The sequence below is a fragment of the Geodermatophilus sp. URMC 64 genome (assembly GCF_053502555.1).
The window spans coordinates 1,345,989-1,366,244 of sequence record NZ_CP199955.1 but is presented as its reverse complement, the minus strand read 5'-3'; the positions used below and the strand labels follow the sequence as shown (position 1 = coordinate 1,366,244).

Annotated in this window: 19 protein-coding genes; 4 read left to right on the top strand and 15 right to left on the bottom strand. The window is 75.1% G+C overall.

Going from position 1 to position 20,256, the window contains the following annotated elements; genetic code table 11:
- Window positions 1–11: 11 nt before the first annotated feature.
- Complete coding sequence (locus tag ACWIYF_RS06755; RefSeq protein ID WP_448627348.1) at window positions 12–350, bottom strand: P-II family nitrogen regulator; 339 nt, start codon at window positions 348–350, stop codon at window positions 12–14.
- Window positions 347–1,729, bottom strand: a complete 1,383-nt coding sequence (locus ACWIYF_RS06750; RefSeq protein WP_448627347.1) for an ammonium transporter — start codon at window positions 1,727–1,729, stop codon at window positions 347–349. The genes ACWIYF_RS06755 and ACWIYF_RS06750 overlap by 4 nt, the downstream gene beginning before the upstream one ends.
- A 306-nt stretch (window positions 1,730–2,035) precedes the next feature.
- On the opposite strand from ACWIYF_RS06750, the gene ACWIYF_RS06745 reads away from it, so the two are divergent.
- Both ACWIYF_RS06745 and ACWIYF_RS06740 read left to right on the top strand, forming a co-directional pair.
- Window positions 2,036–3,154: a HoxN/HupN/NixA family nickel/cobalt transporter gene (locus ACWIYF_RS06745; protein ID WP_448627346.1), complete on the top strand. Its 1,119-nt coding sequence runs from the start codon at window positions 2,036–2,038 to the stop codon at window positions 3,152–3,154.
- A 41-nt stretch (window positions 3,155–3,195) separates the two neighbouring features.
- A complete protein-coding gene (locus tag ACWIYF_RS06740) occupies window positions 3,196–3,876 on the top strand; it encodes a DUF1775 domain-containing protein (RefSeq protein ID WP_448627345.1) in 681 nt (226 codons plus the stop codon).
- Here ACWIYF_RS06740 and ftsY read toward each other — a convergent pair.
- Window positions 3,873–5,093, bottom strand: a complete 1,221-nt coding sequence (ftsY, locus tag ACWIYF_RS06735) for a signal recognition particle-docking protein FtsY (protein WP_448627344.1) — start codon at window positions 5,091–5,093, stop codon at window positions 3,873–3,875. The genes ACWIYF_RS06740 and ftsY overlap by 4 nt on opposite strands.
- A 71-nt stretch (window positions 5,094–5,164) precedes the next feature.
- Here ftsY and ACWIYF_RS06730 point away from each other — a divergent pair, with 71 nt between their 5' ends.
- Together ACWIYF_RS06730 and ACWIYF_RS06725 are read left to right on the top strand one after the other, a co-directional pair.
- Window positions 5,165–6,835, top strand: a complete 1,671-nt coding sequence (locus ACWIYF_RS06730) for an alkaline phosphatase D family protein (RefSeq protein WP_448627343.1) — start codon at window positions 5,165–5,167, stop codon at window positions 6,833–6,835.
- 13 nt (window positions 6,836–6,848) lie between these two features.
- Window positions 6,849–7,646, top strand: a complete 798-nt coding sequence (locus tag ACWIYF_RS06725; RefSeq protein WP_448627342.1) for an endonuclease/exonuclease/phosphatase family protein — start codon at window positions 6,849–6,851, stop codon at window positions 7,644–7,646.
- 18 nt (window positions 7,647–7,664) lie between these two features.
- Here ACWIYF_RS06725 and smc read toward each other — a convergent pair whose 3' ends face one another.
- The 12 genes from smc to ACWIYF_RS06665 all read right to left on the bottom strand — a co-directional run bounded on the left by smc (window position 7,665) and on the right by ACWIYF_RS06665 (window position 20,098).
- Entirely contained in the window at window positions 7,665–11,237 is a 3,573-nt protein-coding gene (gene smc, locus ACWIYF_RS06720) for a chromosome segregation protein SMC (RefSeq protein WP_448627341.1), read from the bottom strand.
- Between the two features lie 86 nt (window positions 11,238–11,323).
- Window positions 11,324–11,632, bottom strand: a complete 309-nt coding sequence (locus ACWIYF_RS06715; RefSeq protein WP_448627340.1) for a hypothetical protein — start codon at window positions 11,630–11,632, stop codon at window positions 11,324–11,326.
- A 34-nt stretch (window positions 11,633–11,666) separates the two neighbouring features.
- Window positions 11,667–11,939, bottom strand: a complete 273-nt coding sequence (locus ACWIYF_RS06710) for an acylphosphatase (protein WP_448627339.1) — start codon at window positions 11,937–11,939, stop codon at window positions 11,667–11,669.
- On the bottom strand, window positions 11,936–12,838 hold the full coding sequence (mutM, locus tag ACWIYF_RS06705) for a bifunctional DNA-formamidopyrimidine glycosylase/DNA-(apurinic or apyrimidinic site) lyase (protein WP_448627338.1): 903 nt from the start codon (window positions 12,836–12,838) through the stop codon (window positions 11,936–11,938). Before mutM ends, ACWIYF_RS06710 begins: the two co-directional genes overlap by 4 nt.
- A 3-nt stretch (window positions 12,839–12,841) precedes the next feature.
- Window positions 12,842–13,612 carry a ribonuclease III gene (gene rnc, locus ACWIYF_RS06700; RefSeq protein WP_448627337.1) on the bottom strand — a complete coding sequence of 257 codons (771 nt, stop codon included), beginning with the start codon at window positions 13,610–13,612 and terminating at the stop codon, window positions 12,842–12,844.
- Between the two features lie 14 nt (window positions 13,613–13,626).
- Complete coding sequence (gene rpmF / locus ACWIYF_RS06695; RefSeq protein WP_448627336.1) at window positions 13,627–13,806, bottom strand: 50S ribosomal protein L32; 180 nt, start codon at window positions 13,804–13,806, stop codon at window positions 13,627–13,629.
- A gap of 1 nt (window position 13,807) precedes the next feature.
- Entirely contained in the window at window positions 13,808–14,437 is a 630-nt protein-coding gene (locus tag ACWIYF_RS06690) for a YceD family protein (protein ID WP_448627335.1), read from the bottom strand.
- A gap of 106 nt (window positions 14,438–14,543) precedes the next feature.
- The gene (locus ACWIYF_RS06685) at window positions 14,544–15,254 is read right to left on the bottom strand and encodes an ATP synthase F0 subunit B (RefSeq protein ID WP_448627334.1); all 711 of its coding nucleotides are present in this window, start codon (window positions 15,252–15,254) and stop codon (window positions 14,544–14,546) included.
- Window positions 15,251–15,751: a pantetheine-phosphate adenylyltransferase gene (coaD, locus tag ACWIYF_RS06680; RefSeq protein ID WP_448627333.1), complete on the bottom strand. Its 501-nt coding sequence runs from the start codon at window positions 15,749–15,751 to the stop codon at window positions 15,251–15,253. The genes ACWIYF_RS06685 and coaD overlap by 4 nt, the downstream gene beginning before the upstream one ends.
- On the bottom strand, window positions 15,748–16,302 hold the full coding sequence (gene rsmD, locus ACWIYF_RS06675) for a 16S rRNA (guanine(966)-N(2))-methyltransferase RsmD (protein WP_448627332.1): 555 nt from the start codon (window positions 16,300–16,302) through the stop codon (window positions 15,748–15,750). The genes coaD and rsmD overlap by 4 nt, the downstream gene beginning before the upstream one ends.
- Entirely contained in the window at window positions 16,299–18,494 is a 2,196-nt protein-coding gene (gene recG, locus ACWIYF_RS06670) for an ATP-dependent DNA helicase RecG (protein ID WP_448627331.1), read from the bottom strand. Before recG ends, rsmD begins: the two co-directional genes overlap by 4 nt.
- Complete coding sequence (locus ACWIYF_RS06665) at window positions 18,491–20,098, bottom strand: DAK2 domain-containing protein (RefSeq protein ID WP_448627330.1); 1,608 nt, start codon at window positions 20,096–20,098, stop codon at window positions 18,491–18,493. The genes recG and ACWIYF_RS06665 overlap by 4 nt, the downstream gene beginning before the upstream one ends.
- Window positions 20,099–20,256 lie beyond the last annotated feature (158 nt).

Here is a 20,256-nt window from a genome sequence, read left to right as displayed (position 1 = left end):
GCGCGGCCGGGTCAGAGCGCGTCGTCCCCGCGCTCGCCGGTGCGGACCCGCACGATCTCGTCGATCGTGGTGACCCACACCTTCCCGTCGCCGATCTGCCCCGTGGAGGCGGACTCCACGATCGCGTCGACGACGCGGGCGGCGTCGAGCTCGCTGACGACGACCTCGATCCGGACCTTGGGCACGAAGTCGACCTGGTACTCCGCACCGCGGTAGACCTCGGTGTGGCCGCGCTGGCGGCCGAAGCCCTGGACCTCGCTGACCGTGAGACCGGTGATCCCGATCAGCTCGAGGGCGTTCTTGACGTCGTCGAGCTTGAACGGCTTGACGATGGCGGTGACCAGCTTCATGCGCGGACCCCTTCCGTGCTACGGGCCATGCCTTCACCGGGGGTGGCGTGCGCCTGGCCGACGAGAGATGTTCCCCCACCGCTGCCGAGGGAGGCGAAGTCGTACGCCGTCTCGGCGTGCTCGACGGTGTCGATGCCGGCGACCTCCTGCTCCTCCTTGATGCGGAAGCCCACGGTCTTCTGGATCGCCAGACCGATGACGTAGGTGACGACGAAGGAGAACACGAGCACCACGAGGGCGCCGACGACCTGCCGCCAGAGCTGCTCGACGCCGCCGCCGTAGAACAGGCCCTCGGTGCCGTACACGGCGCCGGCCGAGGAGGCCGACGACAGGAACAGGCCGACCGCGACCGTGCCCCACAGACCGCCGACGAGGTGGACGCCGACGACGTCGAGCGAGTCGTCGTAGCCCAGCTTGTACTTCAGGCCGACGGCGAGGGCGCAGAGGATGCCGGCGATCGCGCCGACGAGGATCGCGCCGATCGGGGTGACCGAGGTGCAGGACGGCGTGATCGCCACCAGGCCGGCGACGACACCCGAGGCACCACCCAGCGAGGTGGCGTGGCCGTCCCGGATCCTCTCCGTGGCCAGCCAGCCGAGGGCCGCGGCGGAGGTGGCGACGAGGGTGTTGACGAACGCCTCGGCCGCCTGGCCGTTGGCCGACAGCGCCGAGCCCGCGTTGAAGCCGAACCAGCCGAACCACAGCAGGCCGGCGCCGGCCATGACCAGGGGCAGGTTGTGCGGCCGCATCGGGTCGCGGCCGAAGCCCCGGCGCTTGCCGAGCACGAGGGCGAGCGCCAGGCCCGCGGCACCGGCGTTGATGTGCACCGCGGTGCCGCCGGCGAAGTCGATGGCCAGCAGGTTGTTGGCGATCCAGCCACCGACCGCGGACTCCGCGCCGTTGAACGCGAAGACCCAGTGGGCGACCGGGAAGTAGACGATCGTGGCCCAGATGCCGGCGAAGAGCATCCACGGGCCGAAGCGGGCCCGGTCGGCGATCGCGCCGGAGATCAGCGCCACGGTGATGATCGCGAACATCGCCTGGAAGGCGACGAAGGCCAGCGACGGGATGGTGAACACCGTGTCGGTGGTGTCGGTGAACGCGGCGTCGAACGTGCCGGCGCCGATGAGGCCGTTGAGCCCGAAGAACTCGAACGGGTTGCCCAGCAGGCCGGCGCCGATGTCGTTGCCGAAGGCCATGGAGTAGCCGTAGAGCACCCAGAGGACGCCGATCAGCGCGAGCGCCCCGAAGCTCATCATCATCATGTTGAGGACGCTCTTCGCGCGGACCATGCCGCCGTAGAAGAGCGCCAGACCGGGGGTCATCAGCAGCACCAGAGCGGCGCTGGCCAGGACCCAGGCGGTGTCGCCGGTGTCCACGGCAACCTCCTGACGGATCGGTGTGGCGGTCGCGGGGACCGCCACGAGAGGACGGACCCGGGGCGCCTGGGCGCACCGGGGACGGGCGGGAGTCCGGCGCCCCCGGCCATGGAGGCGACGTGGGGTTCACCGTGCCGTCGGCCTGTTTCGTCCGATCGCGCGCCACTGTTTCGGCGCGGTGAACTCCGTGCCGCGTGTCCGGCCGCGGTGTTCCAGCCGTGTTGCGTGGGCTGCCGACGGTGGCCCCGGCCACAGCCGGACCTGCGTTCGGGTGTTGTTGCAAAAGGTTCGCAGTAAGGTCGGACCGTGCTGCCCAGCCCGGCCGTCCAGGCCCCCTCGCCCTCCGCCGTCCCGCCGGGGCGGTTCTCGACGCGCGACCGCCGGTCGATCGCCGGGATGACGGCGTTCGTCCTGCTGCTGCACGTCGTCGGCTGGGGCGTGCTCGTGCTGGCCGTCGCCCCGCAGGGCTACCACCTGGGCAGCACCGGCGTCCTGGGCGTCGGCGTGGGGCTGACGGCCTACATGCTCGGCGTGCGGCACGCCTTCGACGCCGACCACATCGCCTCGATCGACAACACCACCCGCAAGCTCGTCGGCGAGGGCCGGTCCTCGGTGAGCACCGGGTTCTGGTTCTCGCTGGGGCACTCCTCCGTGGTCTTCGGAGCCGCCCTGCTGCTGGTGCTCGGCGTCCGTTCCGTGGCCGGCGTGGTGCAGGACGGCGACTCCGGGGTGGGCCAGGCCCTCGGGCTGATCGGGACCCTGGTCGCCGGCGTGTTCCTCCTGCTCATCGGGCTGATGAACCTCGTGGCGGCGGTGGGCATCGCCAAGGTCTTCCGGCAGATGCGCTCGGGCCGGTTCGACGAGGCGGAGCTCGAGCGCCACCTGCACAACCGCGGCTTCCTCGCCCGGCTGCTGGGGCGCATGACCCGGCGCGTGAGCAAGCCCTGGCACCTCTACCCGGTGGGCCTGCTGATGGGGCTGGGCTTCGACACCGCCACCCAGGTCGCGCTGCTGGTGCTCGCCGCGGGCTCGGCCGCGTTCGCCCTGCCCTGGTACGCGATCCTCGTGCTGCCGGTCCTCTTCGCCGCCGGCATGAGCCTGTTCGACACCGCCGACGGCGTCCTCATGTCGCGGGCCTACGGCTGGGCGTTCCTCAAGCCGGTCCGGAAGGTCTTCTACAACCTGACCGTCACGCTGCTCTCGGTGACCGTCGCCCTCGTCATCGGCGCCCTGGTGCTCGCGGGGCTGCTCGTCGACCGGCTCGACATCGGTTCCGGTCCGCTGGTCTGGGCCGCGTCGCTCGACCTGGAGTACGTCGGCTTCGCGATCGTGGGCCTGTTCGTCGTCGCCTGGGCCGGGGCCGTGGCGATCTGGCGGTTCGGCCGCATCGAGCAGCGCTGGACGCCCGGACCCGCGGACGGCTGACCGGCGGGAACTCCCGGGCGCCGCGCGACGACCAATGCGGCATGCGACCCCGCCGCGCGGTTCCGACCGTCCTCCTCGGTCTCGCCCTCCTGCTCCTCGGCGCCGGGCCGGCGCTCGCGCACGTCGAGGCCACGGCCGGCGACGGCGCGCAGGCCGGAGACGGCCCGGTGACCATCACCTTCTCGGCCGAGGCCGAGTCGGATGCCGCCGGCATCGCCCGCGTCGCGACGCAGCTCCCGGAGGGCGTGCTGCCGGAGTGGGTGTCGCTGGCCTCCGGACCGCCCGGGTGGGCCCTGACGGGGACGGACGACGGCTTCGAGATCACCGGGCCGGCCCTGCCCACGGGTACCGACGCCGAGTACGCCGTCACGATCGCGACGCTGCCGCCGGACCTGACCGAGCTGGTCCTCCCCACCATCGTGAGCTACGGCGACGGCAGCGAGGACGCGTGGATCGAACCGACGACGGCGGCCAACCCGAATCCCGGCTTTCCCGCCCCCGTGGTGACGGTGGCGGCGGCCGCCGCGACGTCGGCGCCGGCGTCCACCACGTCCGCGTCGGCGGCGCCGGCGACCACCGCCGCGCCGAGCGACACCGCGGCCGCCGCCGCGGACGACGGCGGCTCGAACACCGCGGTCGTCCTCACGGTCGTGGTGCTCGCGCTGGCCGTCGTCGGCGCCGGGCTCTGGTTCTGGCGGTCCCGGGCCGCGCGGCGCGGCTAGTCGGCGCCGCCGACCAGCGCCTCGGCGAAGGCCTGCGGCTCGAACGGGGCGAGGTCGTCCGGTCCCTCCCCCAGCCCGATCAGCTTGACCGGGATGCCGAGCTCGCGCTGCACCGAGACCACGATCCCGCCCTTGGCGGTGCCGTCGAGCTTGGTGAGGACGACGCCGGTGACGTCGACGGCCTCGGTGAACACCCGCGCCTGGACGACGCCGTTCTGGCCGGTCGTGGCGTCGAGCACCAGGAGGGTCTCGGTGACCGGCGACTGCTTCTCGACGACCCGCTTGATCTTGCCGAGCTCGTCCATCAGCCCCGCCTTGGTGTGCAGCCGCCCGGCGGTGTCGACGACGACGGTGTCGACCTCGCCCTCCATGCCGGTGCGGACCGCCTCGAAGGCGACCGACGCGGGGTCGGCGCCCTCGCGCCCCCGCACGGTGAGCACGCCGACCCGCTCGCCCCAGGTCTCCAGCTGGTCGGCGGCGGCGGCCCGGAAGGTGTCCGCGGCGCCCAGGACGACGCTCTTGCCGTCGCCGACGAGCACGCGGGCGATCTTGCCGACCGTGGTCGTCTTGCCCGCGCCGTTGACCCCGACGACGAGGACGACCCCGGGCTTCCCGTCGTGCCGGTCGGCACCGAGCGAGCGGTCGAGGTCCGGCCCGAGGACGGCGGTCAGCTCGCGCACCAGCAGCTCGCGCAGTTCGGCGCCGGAGGCGGTGGCCAGCACCATCGACTGGGTGCGCAGCCGCTCGACGATCTGCGTCGTGGCGGCCACGCCGACGTCGGCGGCGAGCAGGGTCTCCTCGAGCTCCTCCCAGTCGTCCTCGGTCAGCTTCTCGCGGGCCAGGACGGTGAGCAGGCCGCGGCCCAGCGAGGACTGCGAGCGGGCCAGCCGGGAGCGCAGCCGCACCAGCCGGCCGGCCGAGGGCAGCGGCGTCTCGAAGACCAGCCCCTGCTCGGGCTCGGCCGGCGGCAGCTCGACCTCCGGCGGCGCCTCCGGCTGCACGGTGTCCGGCTGCTCCTGCTCGCCCGGGGAGGGGGCGGTCGGCGCGGTCGGCTGCGGCGGGGCGGAGGGCCGGGGCGGGCGCGGCCGGGTCAGCGTCGTGCCCGCCGCGGCGTCGTCGTCCAGCCGGGTGGTGCGCCGTCCCCGGCTGACGAGCAGGCCGACCCCGGCGAGCAGGGCGACCACCAGGATCGCGATCGCGATGAGCACGTACTCCATGCCCTGATCCTCGCAGCCCGCGCTCAGGCGAGCCTGGGCGGAACACGGGTCCGTGCGGAAGGGTGGCGGGCATGACCTCACCCGCCGACGACGACGCCCCCGCGCTCCTGCTCGGTCCGCTGCTGCGGCACGTGGACCCGGTCTCGGCGACGGTCTGGGTGGAGACCGACCGGCCCTGCGAGGTCTCGGTGCTGGGCCGGCGGGCGCGGACCTTCTGCGTGGGCGGTCACCACTACGCGCTGGTCGTCGTCGAGGACCTCGAGCCCGGCAGCACCACCCCGTACGAGGTGCACCTCGACGGCGCGCGGGTGTGGCCGTCGCAGCAGTCACCCTTCCCGCCCAGCCGGATCCGCACCCCGGGGCGGCCGGGGACCTTCCGGATCGTGTTCGGCTCCTGCCGCTACGCCTCCCCCACCACGGTCGACGTCCGCCGCGGCATCCCGCCGGACGCCCTCGACGCCTACGCGATCCGCATGGCGGAGACGCCGGAGGACGAGTGGCCCGACGCGCTGGTCCTGCTGGGGGACCAGGTCTACGCCGACGAGCTCACCCCGCACACCCGTCGCTGGCTGGGCCTGCGCCGCGGCAAGGAGGTGCCGCAGGACGCCCAGGTCTCGAACTTCGAGGAGTACACCCGGCTCTACGCGGAGTCCTGGACGGACCCGCAGGTCCGCTGGCTGCTCTCGACCCTCCCGTCGTCCATGATCTTCGACGACCACGAGATGATCGACGACTGGAACACCTCCGCCGCCTGGCGGCGGGAGGTCACCGCCCAGGACTGGTGGGGGCCGCGCATCAGCGGCGGCCTGGTCAGCTACTGGGTCTACCAGCACCTGGGCAACCTCAGCCCGCAGGAGCTGGCGGAGAACAAGACGTGGCAGGCCGTCCTCGCCCTGCCGGAGGACGACGACGACGCCGAGCCGCTGCTGTGCGAGATGGCCGAGCGGGCCGACGCCGAGCCGGCGGGCATCCGCTGGAGCTTCGTCCGGCACTGGGGCGACGCCCGGATGATCATGGTGGACAGCCGGGCCGGCCGGGTTCTCGACGAGCAGGACCGGCGGATGCTCGACGACGCCGAGTTCGACTGGGTCGAGGCCGCGATGCGCCGCGCCGCCGACGAGGGCGTCGAGCACCTGGTCATCGGCACCTCGCTGCCGTGGCTGCTGCCCCCGGCGATCCACCAGCTCGAGCGGTGGAACGAGACCCTCAACGTCCGGCACGAGGGCAAACCGCTGGGGCGGCTGGCGGAGAAGCTGCGGCAGGCCGCCGACCTCGAGCACTGGGCGGCGTTCGGCGCCTCCTTCGAACGGCTCGGCGCCGCGCTGGTCGCGCTGGCCCGGGGCGAGCACGGCCGGCCGCCGGCCAGCGCCCTGGTCCTCTCCGGCGACGTCCACCACGCCTACGCCGCCGAGCTGGTCCGGCCGGAGGGGTTGACCACGCGGGTCCACCAGCTGACCGTGTCGCCGCTGCACAACCAGGCGCCGCACCCGATCCAGGTGGGCTTCCGGATCGGCTGGAGCCGCTGGGCCCGCAACTTCACCGCGGGCCTCGCCCGCCTCGCCCGGGTGCGACCGAGCGAACTCACGTGGCAGAAGCAGGCCGGCCCCTTCTTCGGCAACCAGCTCGGGGAGCTCGTGCTCGAGGGCCGGCAGGCGCGCTTCGTGCTGTGGCTGACCGACCACGACGGCGGCCGCGAGGAGGGACTGCGACAGGTTCTCGACCTGCCGCTCACGGCGGCCTGACACGCTGGGGGGTATGACGAAGCCGGCCCCCGGCCCGGACCAGCCCCCGATCCCGGTGCGGCTGGTCACCTTCAACATCCGCCACGGCGTCGGCGCCGACGACCGGTTCGACCTGCCGCGGCTGGCGAAGGTGCTCCAGGCGGCGGACGCCGACATCATCTGCCTGCAGGAGGTGGACCGGCACTACGGCCCGCGCAGCGAGGACGTCGACCAGCCGCTGCTGCTCTCCCGCGCGCTGGACATGCAGCTGGCCTGGGGCCCGGCGATCGACGAGGAGCGCGGCGGCGACCGCCCCGACAAGGAGTACGGCAACGCGCTGTTCTCCCGGCTGCCGATCCTGATCAGCGACGTCCACCGGCTGCCGGGCGGCGGCGAGCCGCGCACCGCGCTGCGGACCCTCATCGAGCTCGACGGCGGGACGCTGTGGGTCACGAACACCCACCTGACCCGCAGCGGCGGGGAGCGGGCCGCGCAGCTGGCCACCGTCGCCGCCCTGCACACCGGCGCCATGGAGGCCGGGGTGGTCGTGGGCGACTTCAACACCACCCCCGACGCCCCGGAGCTGGCGGAGCTGCGCCCGCTGTTCACCGACGCCTGGAGCATCGCCCGCGACCGCGAGGGCCGCGGGGGCTGGCGGTTCTGGCGGCACGACGCGGGCTTCACCCACCCGGCGGGCTCACCGCACCGGCGGATCGACCAGGTGTGGGTGACCGAGGGCATCGCCGTGGCCTCGGCCCGCGTCCTCGACGGCCAGGGCGCGTCGGACCACCTGCCGCTCCTGGTCGACCTGGAGATCCCCTCCGGGGTCTAGGGCAGCCCCGCGCCGGGGTCAGGCGCTCTCGAGCTCGGGTTCGCGCAGGCGCTGGCTGATGACGCCGGTGATGCCGTCGCCGCGCATGCTCACGCCGTAGAGGGCGTCGGCGATCTCCATCGTCCGCTTCTGGTGGGTGATGATGATCAGCTGCGACGTCGCCCGCAGCTGCTCGACGAGGGTGAGCAGCCGGCCGAGGTTGACGTCGTCCAGCGCGGCCTCGACCTCGTCCAGCACGTAGAACGGCGACGGCCGGGCCCGGAAGATCGCCACCAGCAGCGCCACCGCGGTGAGCGAGCGCTCGCCGCCGGAGAGCAGCGAGAGCCGCTTGACCTTCTTGCCCGGTGGCCGGGCCTCCACCTCGACGCCGGTGGTCAGCATGTCCTCGGGATCGGTGAGCACCAGCCGGCCCTGGCCGCCCGGGAAGAGGGTGGCGAAGACCTGCTCGAACTCGCGCGCCACGTCGGCGAAGGCGTTCGCGAAGACGTCGTGGATGCGCTCGTCGACCTCGCGGACGACGGTCATCAGGTCGCGGCGCGTGCTCTTGAGGTCCTCGAGCTGGGTGGCGAGGAAGCCGTGCCGCTCCTCCAGGGCCGCGAACTCCTCCAGCGCGAGCGGGTTCACCTTGCCGAGGGTGGCGAGGTCCCGCTCGGCCTTGGCCGCCCGCCGCTCCTGGACGGCGCGGCCGTAGGGCGTGGGTTCCGGCTCGGGCTCCCCCGCCGCCTCGGCGGCCGCCAGCTCCTCCCGCGACGGCGGCACCGGCGCGGCCGGCCCGTACTCGGCGAGCAGCGTCGGCAGGTCGACACCGAACTCCTCCGCGGCGCGGGTCTCCAGCGCCTCGATCCGGTAGCGCTGCTCGGCGCGGGCCACCTCGTCGCGGTGCACCTCGTCGGTGAGCCGGTCGAGCTCCGCGGTGGCGGCGCGCACCCGCGCCCGCACCTCCAGCAGCTCGGCCTCCCGGCCGGTGCGGGCGACGGCCAGCTCGTCGCGCTCGGTGGCCGCCCGGGACAGCGACGTCCCCAGCGCGGCGAGGGCGGCTTCGGCGTCGGTCCGGACGACGGCGGCGACCCGCGCGCCCCGCTCCCGGGCCGCGCGGGCGGCGGCGGCCCGCTCGCGGGCGGCCCGCTCCTGCCGGGCCTGCCGGCGCAGCGACTCGGCGCGGCCGGACAGCGCCCGGGCCCGCTCCTCCGCGGTGCGGACGGCCAGCCGCGCCTCGGTCTCGGCCTGCCGGGCGGCGGCGACCTCGAGCCGCAGCCGGTCGCGCTCCTCGGTGGAGGGCTCTTCCTCGACCGGTTCCGCCTCGGCCGCGGCGAGCCGGGCCTCCAGCTCGGTCAGCCTCGCGGCCGCCTGCTCCAGCGCCTGCTCGGCGCGCACGCGGGCGGCCGCGGAGCGCTCCGCCTCGGCGGCCGCCGACCGCGCGGCGGCGCCGAGCTCGGCCAGCGCGGCGGCCTCGGCCGAGCGGCTCCTGTCCGCGGCCTGGCGGGCGGCGAGGGCGGTGTCGACGTCGGCGGAGCGGGCGGCGGCCACCTCGCGGGCGGCGGCCAGCCGCTCGGCCAGCTCGGCGGCCCGCTGCTCGGCGCGGCGCAGCTCGGCCTCGGCCTCGTCGACGCGGGCGCGCACCTCCAGCCCCGACGGCGCGTTGGCCTGGCCGCCCACCGCCCAGTCGGCGCCGACCAGGTCGCCGCCGGCCGTGACGGCGCGGACGCGGGGGTGCGTGCGGACGAGGGTGACCGCGGCGTCCAGCGACGGGACGACGGCCACCCGCTCCAGGGCGCGCGCCAGCGCCGGGTGCAGGTCCCCGGGCGCCGTCACCAGGTCCAGCGCCCAGCGGACGCCCTCGGGCAGCTGCGGCCAGCCGTCGCGCGGCACCGGCGGCAGGCCCGCGGTCACCAACAGGCCGGCGCGGCCACCCTCGGTCTCCTTCAGGTGGGTCAGCGCGGCCGCGGCCTCGGCGACGCCGGAGACGACGACGGCGTCGGCCATCCCGCCCAGCGCGGCGGCCAGCGCCACCTCCCAGCCGGGGCTCACCGTCAGCTGCTCGGCCACCGGGCCGAGCACGCCGGCCAGGCCGGCGCCCAGCACGGCGGCGGCGCCGTCGGCCGGGGCGAGGCCCAGCGCGAGGGCGTCCCGGCGGGCCTGCCAGGAGGCGCGGTCCCGCTCGGCGGCGCGCTCGGCCTCGGCCAGCTCCGCGACCGCTCTCGCGGCGGCGGTGTGCGCGGCGACGGCGTCCTCGTGCGCCGCGACGAGGGCGACGTCGGTGTCCTCCTGCTCGGCGACCTGCCCGCGCCGGTCGGCCAGCCGGTCGGCGGCGACCTCGGCGCGGTCGGCGGCCTCGCCGGCGGCGAGCGCGAGCCGCTCGATCTCGGCCTCGCCCGCGGTGACCCGGGAGCGGGCCGCGGCCACCTCGCCGGAGAGCCGGGCGAGCTTCTCGCGCCGGTCGGCGATCGCCCGGGCGGCGGCGACGACCGCCCGCTCGGCGTCGGCCAGGGCTGCCTCGAGCTCGGCGCGCTCCTTCACCACGGCGGCCAGCCGGCCGCGCTCGGCCTCCAGCCCGGCGGCGAGCTCGGTCTCGGTGGCGGCGACGCGGGCGGCCTCGGCGTCGAGCTGGTCGGGGTCGCGGCCGGTGCCGGCGGCCGGCGCGGCGGCGGAGAGGTGCCGGTGCCGCTCGGCGGCCAGCTGCGCGACACCGCGGAAGCGCTCACCCAGCGCCGAGAGCCGGTACCAGGTGTCCTGCGCGCTCTGCAGCCGCGGCGCGTCGGCGGCCAGCGCCGACTCCAGCGCCGACTCGCGGCGGGACGCCTCGGCCAGCTGCGCCTCGACCGCGCTGCGCCGGGCGCGGGCGGCGGCCTCGTCGGCGACGTCCTTCTCCAGCGACTCGCGCAGCTGCGCGAGGTCGTCGGCGAGCAGTCGCAGGCGGGCGTCGCGCAGGTTCGCCTGCACGCTCGCCGCGCGGCGGGCCACCTCGGCCTGCTTGCCGAGCGGCTTGAGCTGCCGGCGCAGCTCCGCGGTGAGGTCGGCGAGGCGGTCGAGGTTGGCCTGCATCCCGTCGAGCTTGCGGAGCGCCTTCTCCTTGCGTTTGCGGTGCTTGAGGACGCCGGCGGCCTCCTCGATGAACGCGCGGCGGTCCTCCGGCCGCCCGGAGAGGACGGCGTCGAGCTGGCCCTGGCCGACGATGACGTGCATCTCGCGGCCGATGCCGGAGTCGCTCAGCAGCTCCTGGACGTCGAGCAGCCGGACCTTGTCGCCGTTGATCTCGTACTCGCTCTCGCCGGAGCGGTACATGCGGCGGGTGATCGACACCTCGGTGTAGGCGATCGGCAGGGCACCGTCGGCGTTGTCGATGGTCAGCGTCACCTCGGCCCGGCCCAGGGGCGGGCGGCCGGCGGTGCCGGCGAAGATGACGTCCTCCATCTTGCCGCCGCGCAAGCTCTTGGCGCCCTGCTCCCCGAGAACCCAGGAGATGGCGTCGACGACGTTGGACTTGCCCGAGCCGTTGGGGCCCACGACGGCGGTGATCCCCGGCTCCAGGCGCAGGGTCGTCGCGGACGCGAAGGACTTGAAGCCCTTGAGCGTCAGGCTCGACAGGTGCACAGAAAGTGGATCTTAGCCGCGAAAGTGCTGCTCCCCCGGCATTTCAGGTGCCGGAGGGTGCGGTGGTGTCGCTGTGACGGACGCGTTCAGGCCAGCGCGGGTTCGGCGCTCTCGCCGGCCAGTGACAGCAGCTCGGAGGCGATGTGTGCGTCGCGCTCGGCACGGAGCTGAGCGACTTCCTGCTCCAGTCGGCGCACCTTGGATCGGAGAACAGCGTTCTCCTCGGCTACTCGGAGCTCTACAGGTGCGACGAGGTGACCGAACAGGGCCTTTGCCATGATTGTGGCGGCCTTTCCGACGAGCGTGAAGGTGACCCGGCGCCCCGGGAAGACGGTCGGCGCGGGAGTGGTGTTACCAGGGTGACAGGACCGGACACGCAGGTCAACGCCAAGCATGCCTACTCACCGTGTCGAAAGTGTGTCATCTTCGTCACCCGACGGTGAAGCCGCGACTCCCCTGCAGGCTCTCGTTGCGCACGTCGACGCGGGTCACGCTGCCGGGCGCGCGCGGACCGTCCAGCTGGGCCACGACGGCGCTCACCGCCGCGGACGGCCCCTCGAGCACGACCTCGACCCGGCCGTCGGGCAGGTTGCGCGCCGAGCCGGTCAGACCGGCCGCGTCGGCCAGCCCGCGGACGAAGTAGCGGTAGCCGACGCCCTGCACGTGGCCCGAGACGACCGCGACGGTCCGGACGTCGCTCATGACCGGCGGGGGCTGGGGGCGGTGCGGGCGGGGGACGAACGCGGCCGCGGCTGGCAGCGCGGGCAGCTGTAGCTGGAGCGGTTCATGAACGACTCGCGGCGGATCGGCGTCCCGCAGCGGGGGCACGGGCGGTCGGCCTGCCCGTACACGGCCAGGAACCGGGAGAAGTACCCGCTCTGGCCGTTGACGTCGACGTAGAGGGAGTCGAACGAGGTGCCGCCCTGCGCGAGCGCCTCCCCCAGCACGTCACGGACGCCCTCGAGCAGCGCGGCCACCTGAGGGCGGGTCAGCTTGTCCGTGGGGCGGGCGCCGTGCAGCTGGGCCCGCCAGAGCGCCTCGTCGGCGTAGATGTTGCCGACGCCGCCGATCAGCGTCTGGTCGAGCAGGGCGCGCTTGACCTCGGTGCGCCGGCGGCGCAGCGCGGCGCTGAAGGCCGCCTCGTCGAAGGAGGGGTCGAGCGGGTCGATCGCGATGTGCGCCAGCCGCGGCGGGATGCCGTCGCCGGTCGACTCCTCCACCGCCAGCCCGCCGAAGGTCCGCTGGTCGACGAAGCGCAGCTCCCGGCCGCCATCGGCGAAGGTGAACCGCGCGCGCAGGTGCGTCTCGTCGGGCTGCGACGGCTTCTCGACCAGCAGCTGACCGCTCATGCCCAGGTGGGCGACGAGCGCGCGATCCCCCGGTGTGCCGTTCGGCTCGGCCAGCGGCAGCCACAGGTACTTGCCGCGGCGGTGCGCCGCGGTCAGCGTGCGGCCGGTGAGCGCGGCGACGAAGTGCTCCGTGCCCTCGAGGTGCCGCCGCACCGCGCGCGGGTGGTGCACCTCGACCGAGGCGACGGTGCGCCCGGCGACCCACTGCTCCAGCCCGCGGCGCACCACCTCGACCTCGGGCAGTTCGGGCACGGCTCAGCCCTCCGCGGACAGGGTCCGCCAGGCGGCCTCGGCGGCCTCCTGCTCGGCGGCCTTCTTCGTGCGGCCCTTGCCGGTGCCGTGCACCGTCCCGGCGAGGAGGACGGCGGCGGTGAACGTCTTGGCGTGGTCGGGACCGTCGTCCTCGACCACGTAGCTGGGCGGGCCGAGGCCGCGGGCCGCGCCGAGCTCCTGCAGGCTGGTCTTCCAGTCCAGACCGGCGCCGCGGGTGGCGGCCTCGACCAGCAGCGGGTCGAACAGCCGGTGCACGATCGCGGCGGCGACGTCCAGGCCGCGGCCCAGGTGGATCGCGCCGATCAGCGCCTCGAGGGCGTCGGCGAGGATCGAGTCCTTCTCGCGCCCGCCGGTGGTCTCCTCACCGCGGCCGAGCAGCAGGTGCGGCCCGATGCCGCCGTCCCCGAGGCTCCGGGAGACCCCGGCCAGCGACGTCATGTTGACCACCGAGGCGCGCAGCTTGGCCAGCTGCCCCTCGGGCAGGTCCGGCTGGCTGCGGTACAGCTCGTCGGTGACGACGAGCCCGAGCACGGAGTCCCCGAGGAACTCCAGCCGCTCGTTGGTGGGCAGCCCGCCGTTCTCGTAGGCGTAGGAGCGGTGGGTCAGCGCCAACGCCAGGAGGCCGCCGGGCAGCACGACCCCGAGGGCGTCGTGCAGCCAGGCGGCCGCACGGTCGGCGTGCGCCTGCCCCGCCGGGGAGGTGCCGCCGTCCGCACCCGCGGGCGCGGACGGTTCGGCGACGGGGCTCCCCACGGCGGCCGGCGGGATCAGACCGAGAGGACCTGGCGGCCGGCGTACTGGCCGCAGTTCGGGCAGGCCTGGTGCGGCGGCTTGAGCTCGCCGCAGGCGCGGTTCGGGCACGGGGTGAGCGACGGGGCCGTCGCCTTCCACTGCGACCGCCGGGAGCGGGTGTTGGCGCGGGACATCTTCCGCTTCGGAACGGCCACGTCAGTTCTCCTCTGAGTTGTCTGCTGTCTTGTCGCCGCCGTCGGGCGACGAAGCGAATCGGCCGGCGAGTCCGGCCCAGCGGGGGTCGAGCAGTTCGTGGGAGTGGTCGGCCGGCAGGTCGTCGAGCCGCTGGCCGCAGTCGGCGCACAGGCCGGAGCAGTCCTCCGAGCAGACCGGCGAGAGCGGCAGGCTCAGGACGACGAGGTCGCGGACCATCGGCTCGAGGTCGATGCGGTCGTTCTCGACGAGGCGGACCTCGTCCTCCTCGCTGGTCGCCTCGGTCGTGCTGCCCTCGTAGGCGAACAGCTCCTGGACGTCGAGCTCCAGGGTGTCCTCGACCGGCTCCAGGCACCGGGCGCACGAGCCGACCAGCGGCACGTCGATCTCCCCGGAGACCAGCACGCCCTCCATGACCGACTCAAGCCGCAGCCGCAGCGCGACCTCGGCTCCCTCGGGGACGCCGATCAGCTCGACCCGCCAGCCCTCGGGCGCGGGCAGCGTGCGCTCGAGCTGCTGCATCGAACCCGCGCGACGCCCGAGTTCCCGGAGCTCGACGACCCAGGGGTTGCCCGTGGGACGCCGCGCGTCGGAGGACGCGGCGCCGGTGCGGTGCGGAACTGCGGCAGGCATGTCGGTACTCGCGGTCGGGATCGGGGGGTCGGCCGGCTGGGCGGGGTGCCGCCGGCGCTCGGACCGGTCTAGAAGACTACCTGACGCGGGAAGGCGCCGTCCGACGTCAGGAGGAACGCAGGTTGCCCCGAGCGGCCTCGACGGAGCGCAGCATCCGCTCCAGCGTGCCGCCGAAGTCGGCCAGGCGGGTGTCGACGTACTCGTCGACCTCGCTGCGCATGCGGGTCACGTCGGCGACGGTCTGCGCGCCCAGCTCGTCGGCGCGGGCGACGGCGGTCTGGTAGACCTCGGCCTCGGTGACCAGCCGCTCGTGCTCGGCCTGCGCGGCGGCCAGCGCCTGGGCCTGCTGCTCCGCGGCCTCGGCGAGCAGCGCCTCGGCGGATCGGCGGGCCTCCTCGACGATCCGCTCGGCCTCGGCGTCGGCCTGGGAGAGCAGCTCCTCGGCCTCGGCCTGCGCCTGCGCGATCAGCTCGTCGCGCGACCGGCGAGCCATGCCCAGCACCTCGTCGCGGGTGCGGCGGGCCGAGGCGACCAGTTCCTCGCTCTCGGCGCGGGTCTGCTCGGTCAGCCGCTCGGCCTCGGCCTGCGCCTGCTCGAGGATCTCGGTGCGCTGCTCGACGATCCGCCCGGCCCGCTGCACCTCGGCCGGCAGCGACTCGCGCAGGTCGTCGAGCAGGTCGAGCAGGTGGTCGCGGGGGACCATGCAGGAGCCCGACATCGGCACGCTGCGGGCGTTCTCGATGACGGTGGTGAGCTCGTCGACGGTCTCGTACAGCCGGTAGACGACCTCCGTCTGGTGGCCCGCTCCACGCGTCACGCCGTCCCCCCGCCCTGCCGGTCCTGCTCGCGGTGCACCAGCAGCCGGTCCAGGACCGCCTTGGGCACCAGGCTCGAGACGTCGCCGCCGAACTGCGCGATCTGCTTGACCAGGCTGGAGGACAGGTGGCCGACCTGCGGCGCCGTCGGCACGAACAGCGTCTCCACGCCGGCGAGCTCGCGGTTCATCTGCGCCATCTGCAGCTCGTACTCGAAGTCGCTGACCGCGCGCAGGCCCTTGACGATCACCGGGATGTCGTGGCCGCGGCAGTAGTCGACCAGCAGGCCCTGGAAGCTGTCGACGGTGACGTTGGGCAGCCCGGCGACGGCGTCGCGGAGCAGGTCCATGCGCTCCTCGACGGAGAACAGGCCGGCCTTGCCGGGGTTGACCAGGACGGCGACGACGAGCTCGTCGTAGAGGCCGGCCGCGCGGTTGATGACGTCGACGTGGCCGTTGGTGACCGGGTCGAAGGATCCGGGGCAGACGGCGCGCCTCACGGAAAGCGACCGTACCGGAGCACGGCCTCGCCGTAGCGGCGGTCCCGCACTCCGGTCAGGGGTGTCGGCCACTCCCACGGCTGCTCCCGGGACGAGCGCTCGACGACCACCACGGCCCCGTCGGCGAGCCACCCGCCCTCGACCAGCGCACGCAGCACGCCGAGCACCTCGTCGGCCGGCGTGGCGTAGGGCGGATCGGCGAGCACGAGGTCGAACCGCGCGGGGGCGGGCCCGGCCACCACGGTGGGCACCGAGCCGGCGACCACCCGCGCCCCGGGCAGCCCGACCGCTGCGACGTTGGCGCGCAGCACCGGCAGCACCCGTGCGCCGGACTCGACGAGCACCACCTCGGCCGCCCCACGGGAGAGCGCCTCCAGCCCCAGCGCGCCCGAGCCGGCGTAGAGGTCGAGCACGCGGGCGCTGTCGAGGTCGAGCAGCGAGCCGAGGGAGTTGAACAGCCCCTCGCGGGCGCGGTCGCCGGTGGGCCGGACGCCCGACGGCGGGACCTTCAGCCGCCGCCCGCCGGCCTCACCGGCGATGAGCCGCGTCACGCCTTCTCCAGCCACTCCGCGCGCTCGTCGGTGGCCAGCGCGGCGACCTCGGCGGCCAGGCCGGGGTGGTCGGCGAGGCCGCGGTCGGTCTCCAGCAGCGCCTGGGCCTCGGCGCGGGCGGCGGCGATGAGCTCCTCGTCCTCGAGCAGGGAGAGCAGCTTGACCCCCGACCGGCTGCCGGACTGCGCCGCGCCGAGGATGTCGCCCTCGCGGCGGGTCTCGAGGTCGAGGCGGGCCAGCTCGAAGCCGTCGGAGGTGCTCGCCACCGCGGCCAGCCGCGCCCCGGTCGACGACGCCGTCGACGCCTCGGTGACCAGCAGGCACAGGCCCTGGTGCTTGCCGCGGGCCACCCGGCCGCGCAGCTGGTGCAACTGGCTGACGCCGAAGCGGTCGGCGTCCATGACCACCGTCACCGTGGCGTTGGGCACGTCGACGCCGACCTCGACCACCGTCGTCGCGACCAGCACGTCGATCTCACCCGCGGCGAAGGCGCGCATGCGGGCGTCCTTCTCCTCCGGGGTCAGCCGGCCGTGCAGCACGTCGAGCCGCAGCCCGGCCAGCGGGCCCTCGCGGAGCCCCTCCGCGACGTCGAGCACGGCCAGCGGGGGCCGCCGGTCGCTGCCGCCCTCGTCCCCGGCCGGGGCGCCGTCGTCGGCGTCGGGCTCGTCGGCGTCGGCGCCGTCCTCACCGATCCGCGGGCAGACGACGTAGGCCTGCCGGCCGGCGGCGACCTCCTCGCGGACCCGCTCCCACGCGCGGTCCAGCCAGTTCGGCTTCTCCGCGGCCGGCACCACGGACGACGCGACGCCGCCGCGGCCGCCGGGCAGCTGCCGCAGGACCGAGGTCTCCAGGTCGCCGTAGACGGTCATGGCCACCGTGCGCGGGATCGGCGTGGCCGTCATGACGAGCACGTGCGGCGGCCGGTTGCCCTTGGCGCGCAGCGCGTCGCGCTGCTCGACGCCGAAGCGGTGCTGCTCGTCGATGACCACCAGGCCGAGGTCGGCGAACTCGACGCCCTCCTGGAGCAGGGCATGGGTGCCGATGACGATGCCCGCGCTGCCGTCGGCCGCCGCGGCGCGGGCCTCCCGCCGGGCGGCGGCCTTCTGCGAGCCGGTCATGAGGACGACGCGGGTGCCGTCGGGGTCGCCGTCGAGCTCCCCGGCGCGGCCGAGCGGCCCGAGCAGCGCCGAGATGCCGCGGAAGTGCTGCGCGGCGAGCACCTCGGTGGGCGCCAGCAGCGCCGCCTGCCCACCGGCGTCGACGACCTGCGCCATCGCGCGCAGCGCGACGACGGTCTTGCCGGCGCCGACCTCGCCCTGCAGCAGCCGGTGCATCGGCTGTTCCTCGGACAACTCCGCCGCCAGCTCCTCCCCGACGGCCCGCTGCCCCTCGGTGAGCGTGAAGGGCAGCGCGGCGTCGACGGCGTCGAGCAGGCCGCCGGCCCGGGGTGGGCGGGCGACGCCCGGCTCCAGCGCGGCCGCGCGCCGGCGGGCGGCCAGCGTGAGCTGCAGGACCAGCGCCTCGTCCCACTTCAGCCGGTGCGAGGCGAGCTCGACGTCGTCCGTCGACGAGGGCCGGTGGATGAGGCGGATCGCCTCGTCCAGCGGCATCAGCCCGTGGCGGGCCCGCAGCTCCTCCGGCATCGGGTCGACGACCAGCCCCGACGGGGCGGCCGGCCCGTGGATCAGCAGCTTGATCGAGCGCTGCAGGACCCAGCTGGAGACCTCCTTGGTCGCCGGGTAGATGGGGATGAGCGCCCGCGCCCAGTCCTCGTCGTCGTCGCCGGTGAGCAGGTGGAAGTCGGGGTGGGCGAACTGCTTGGCGTTCTTGTACTGGCCGACCGTGCCGGCGAACAGCCCCCAGTCGCCGGGTTCCAGCTTGCTGTGCCGGCGGTTGAAGAAGACGAGCTGCATCGAGTTGGCGCCGTCGGTGACGGTCACCTCGGTCATCGTGCCGGGGCGGTTGCGCATCTTCCGGGTGTTCACGGTCTTGACCTGGGCCAGCACCGTGACCCGGTCGCCGACCTGCAACTCGCCCAGCTTGGCCATCTCGCCGCGCCGCGCGTACCGGCGGGGGTAGTGCCGGAGCAGGTCGCGCACCGTGCGCAGCCCCAGCGACATCTCCACCGCGAAGGCGGTCTTGTCCCCCAGGACCTTGCCCAGCGGCGTGTCCAGCGTGATGCCGACCTTCACTCGACCCCCACCAGCAGGAGCACCCCGGCCGGGCCGCCGTCGTAGCGGGTCACCTCGACGGTCGGGTGGGTGGCCGCGAGGTGGGCGGCGACCGCGTCGCCCAGCGCGGGGTCGGGGCCCACGACGAGGGTGGCCAGCTCGCCGCCGGCCGACAGCAGCCGGTCGAGCAGCTCGCAGGCGACGGCGGTCAGGTCCGGGCCGAGGATCACGACGTCGCCCTCGGCCGACCCGAGCGCGTCGCCGGGCCGGCAGCGGCCGGCGGAGGTGAGCGCCTCCTGGTCGGCGACCGTCACCTCGGCCCAGCGGGTCGCCGCCGCGGCCTCGGCCATCGCGATCACGTCGTCGCCGAAGCGCCGGCCGGGGTCGGCGACGGCGATCGCCGCCAGGCCCTGCACCGGGGAGCGGGTGGGGACGACGGCCACGTCCCGGCCCTCCTCGCGGGCGCGCTCGGCGGCCCGCGAGGCCAGGGCGGTCAGCTCCGCGTCGTTGGGCAGGACGACGACGTCGGCCGCGGTGCAGGCGAGGATCTCGGCGAGCACCACGTCCTCGGCAACGCCGTCGGGACCGCAGGTGACCACCCGCACGCCCTCACCCGTGAACAGCTCGGCGAGGCCGGTGCCGGGCAGGATGGCCACGATCGCGCGCGTGCCGGGCACCGGCGCCGGCGGGCGGATCGGCGCCAGCGGGGTGACCGAGATCCGGTAGGGCCGCCCCGCCTCGATGCCGGCCTCGATCGCGGCGCCGACGTCGCTGACGTGGACGTGGACGTTCCACGCCCGGCCCTCGGGGGTGTCGACGCCGACGACCACGAGGCTGTCGCCGAGGGCGGCCAGCCGGTCGTGCAGGCGGGCCACCGCCTCCTCGTCGGCGTCGGCGAGCAGGTACTGCACCTCGCTGCCGGGGCCGGCCGGGGGCTGGTGGGGGGCGTCGTCGTGCGCGTGCGCGGGGCCGGGCGCGCGGCGGGCCAGCGGGGGCCGGGCGGGCTCCACGCCGGTGACCGTGGTGACGAGCGCGTCGAGCAGCAGGCACAGACCCGCGCCGCCGGCGTCCACCACCCCGGCGTCGCGCAGGGCGGGGAGCTGGTCGATGGTGCCCTCCAGGGCCGCCCGGGCGCCGTCGGCCGCGGCGCGCACCACGTCGGCGAGCTCGATGCGCCCCTCGTCGACGGCGGCGACCGCCGCCCGGGCCCCGCCGCGGGCCACGGTGAGGAAGGTGCCCTCCTCCGGATCGGCGACGGCGGTGTAGGCGGTGTCGGCCGCCTTCTGCATCGCGAGGGCGATCGTCGGGCCGTCGGCCGGGCCCTGGCCGGCGAGCTGGTCGGCCAGGCCGCGGAACAGCTGCGCGAGGATCGTGCCGGAGTTGCCCCGGGCGCCGAGCACGGCGCCGCGGGCCATGACCGTCCACACCGACTCGGCCGGGTCGTCGCCGGCCTCGTCGAGCGCGGCCAGCGCCGCCTCGGCGGTGAGCAGCAGGTTGGTGCCGGTGTCGCCGTCGGGCACCGGGAAGACGTTGAGGTCGTCGAGCCGGCCGCGGGACTCGGACAGGACGGCGCACGCGGCCCGCCACCACCGGCCGGCCGCGGCCTCGTCCAGAGCCTGCAGCACGGGCGGAGGGTACCCACGCGCGAAGACATCGCCGGGGATTGCGCCGGTCCGCCGCCCGCGGCGACGCCGTCCGCCGAGACCGGTTAGACTGATCGGCGGTCTTCCGTCCGGGCGCTGTCGCGCACCGCCGATCTGCAACGATTTCTCTGGGAGTGATC

What these genes read in the sequence shown, in the direction of transcription:
- ACWIYF_RS06710 (WP_448627339.1), bottom strand. Translation starts at nt 11,939, where the DNA reads ATGAGCGACGTCCGGACCGTCGCGGTCGTCTCGGGCCACGTGCAGGGC.
- ACWIYF_RS06690 (WP_448627335.1), bottom strand. Translation starts at nt 14,437, where the DNA reads ATGCCTGCCGCAGTTCCGCACCGCACCGGCGCCGCGTCCTCCGACGCG.
- ACWIYF_RS06715 (WP_448627340.1), bottom strand. Translation starts at nt 11,632, where the DNA reads ATGCTTGGCGTTGACCTGCGTGTCCGGTCCTGTCACCCTGGTAACACC.
- ftsY (WP_448627344.1), bottom strand. Translation starts at nt 5,093, where the DNA reads ATGGAGTACGTGCTCATCGCGATCGCGATCCTGGTGGTCGCCCTGCTC.
- ACWIYF_RS06730 (WP_448627343.1), top strand. Translation starts at nt 5,165, where the DNA reads ATGACCTCACCCGCCGACGACGACGCCCCCGCGCTCCTGCTCGGTCCG.
- ACWIYF_RS06755 (WP_448627348.1), bottom strand. Translation starts at nt 350, where the DNA reads ATGAAGCTGGTCACCGCCATCGTCAAGCCGTTCAAGCTCGACGACGTC.
- ACWIYF_RS06725 (WP_448627342.1), top strand. Translation starts at nt 6,849, where the DNA reads ATGACGAAGCCGGCCCCCGGCCCGGACCAGCCCCCGATCCCGGTGCGG.
- ACWIYF_RS06740 (WP_448627345.1), top strand. Translation starts at nt 3,196, where the DNA reads ATGCGACCCCGCCGCGCGGTTCCGACCGTCCTCCTCGGTCTCGCCCTC.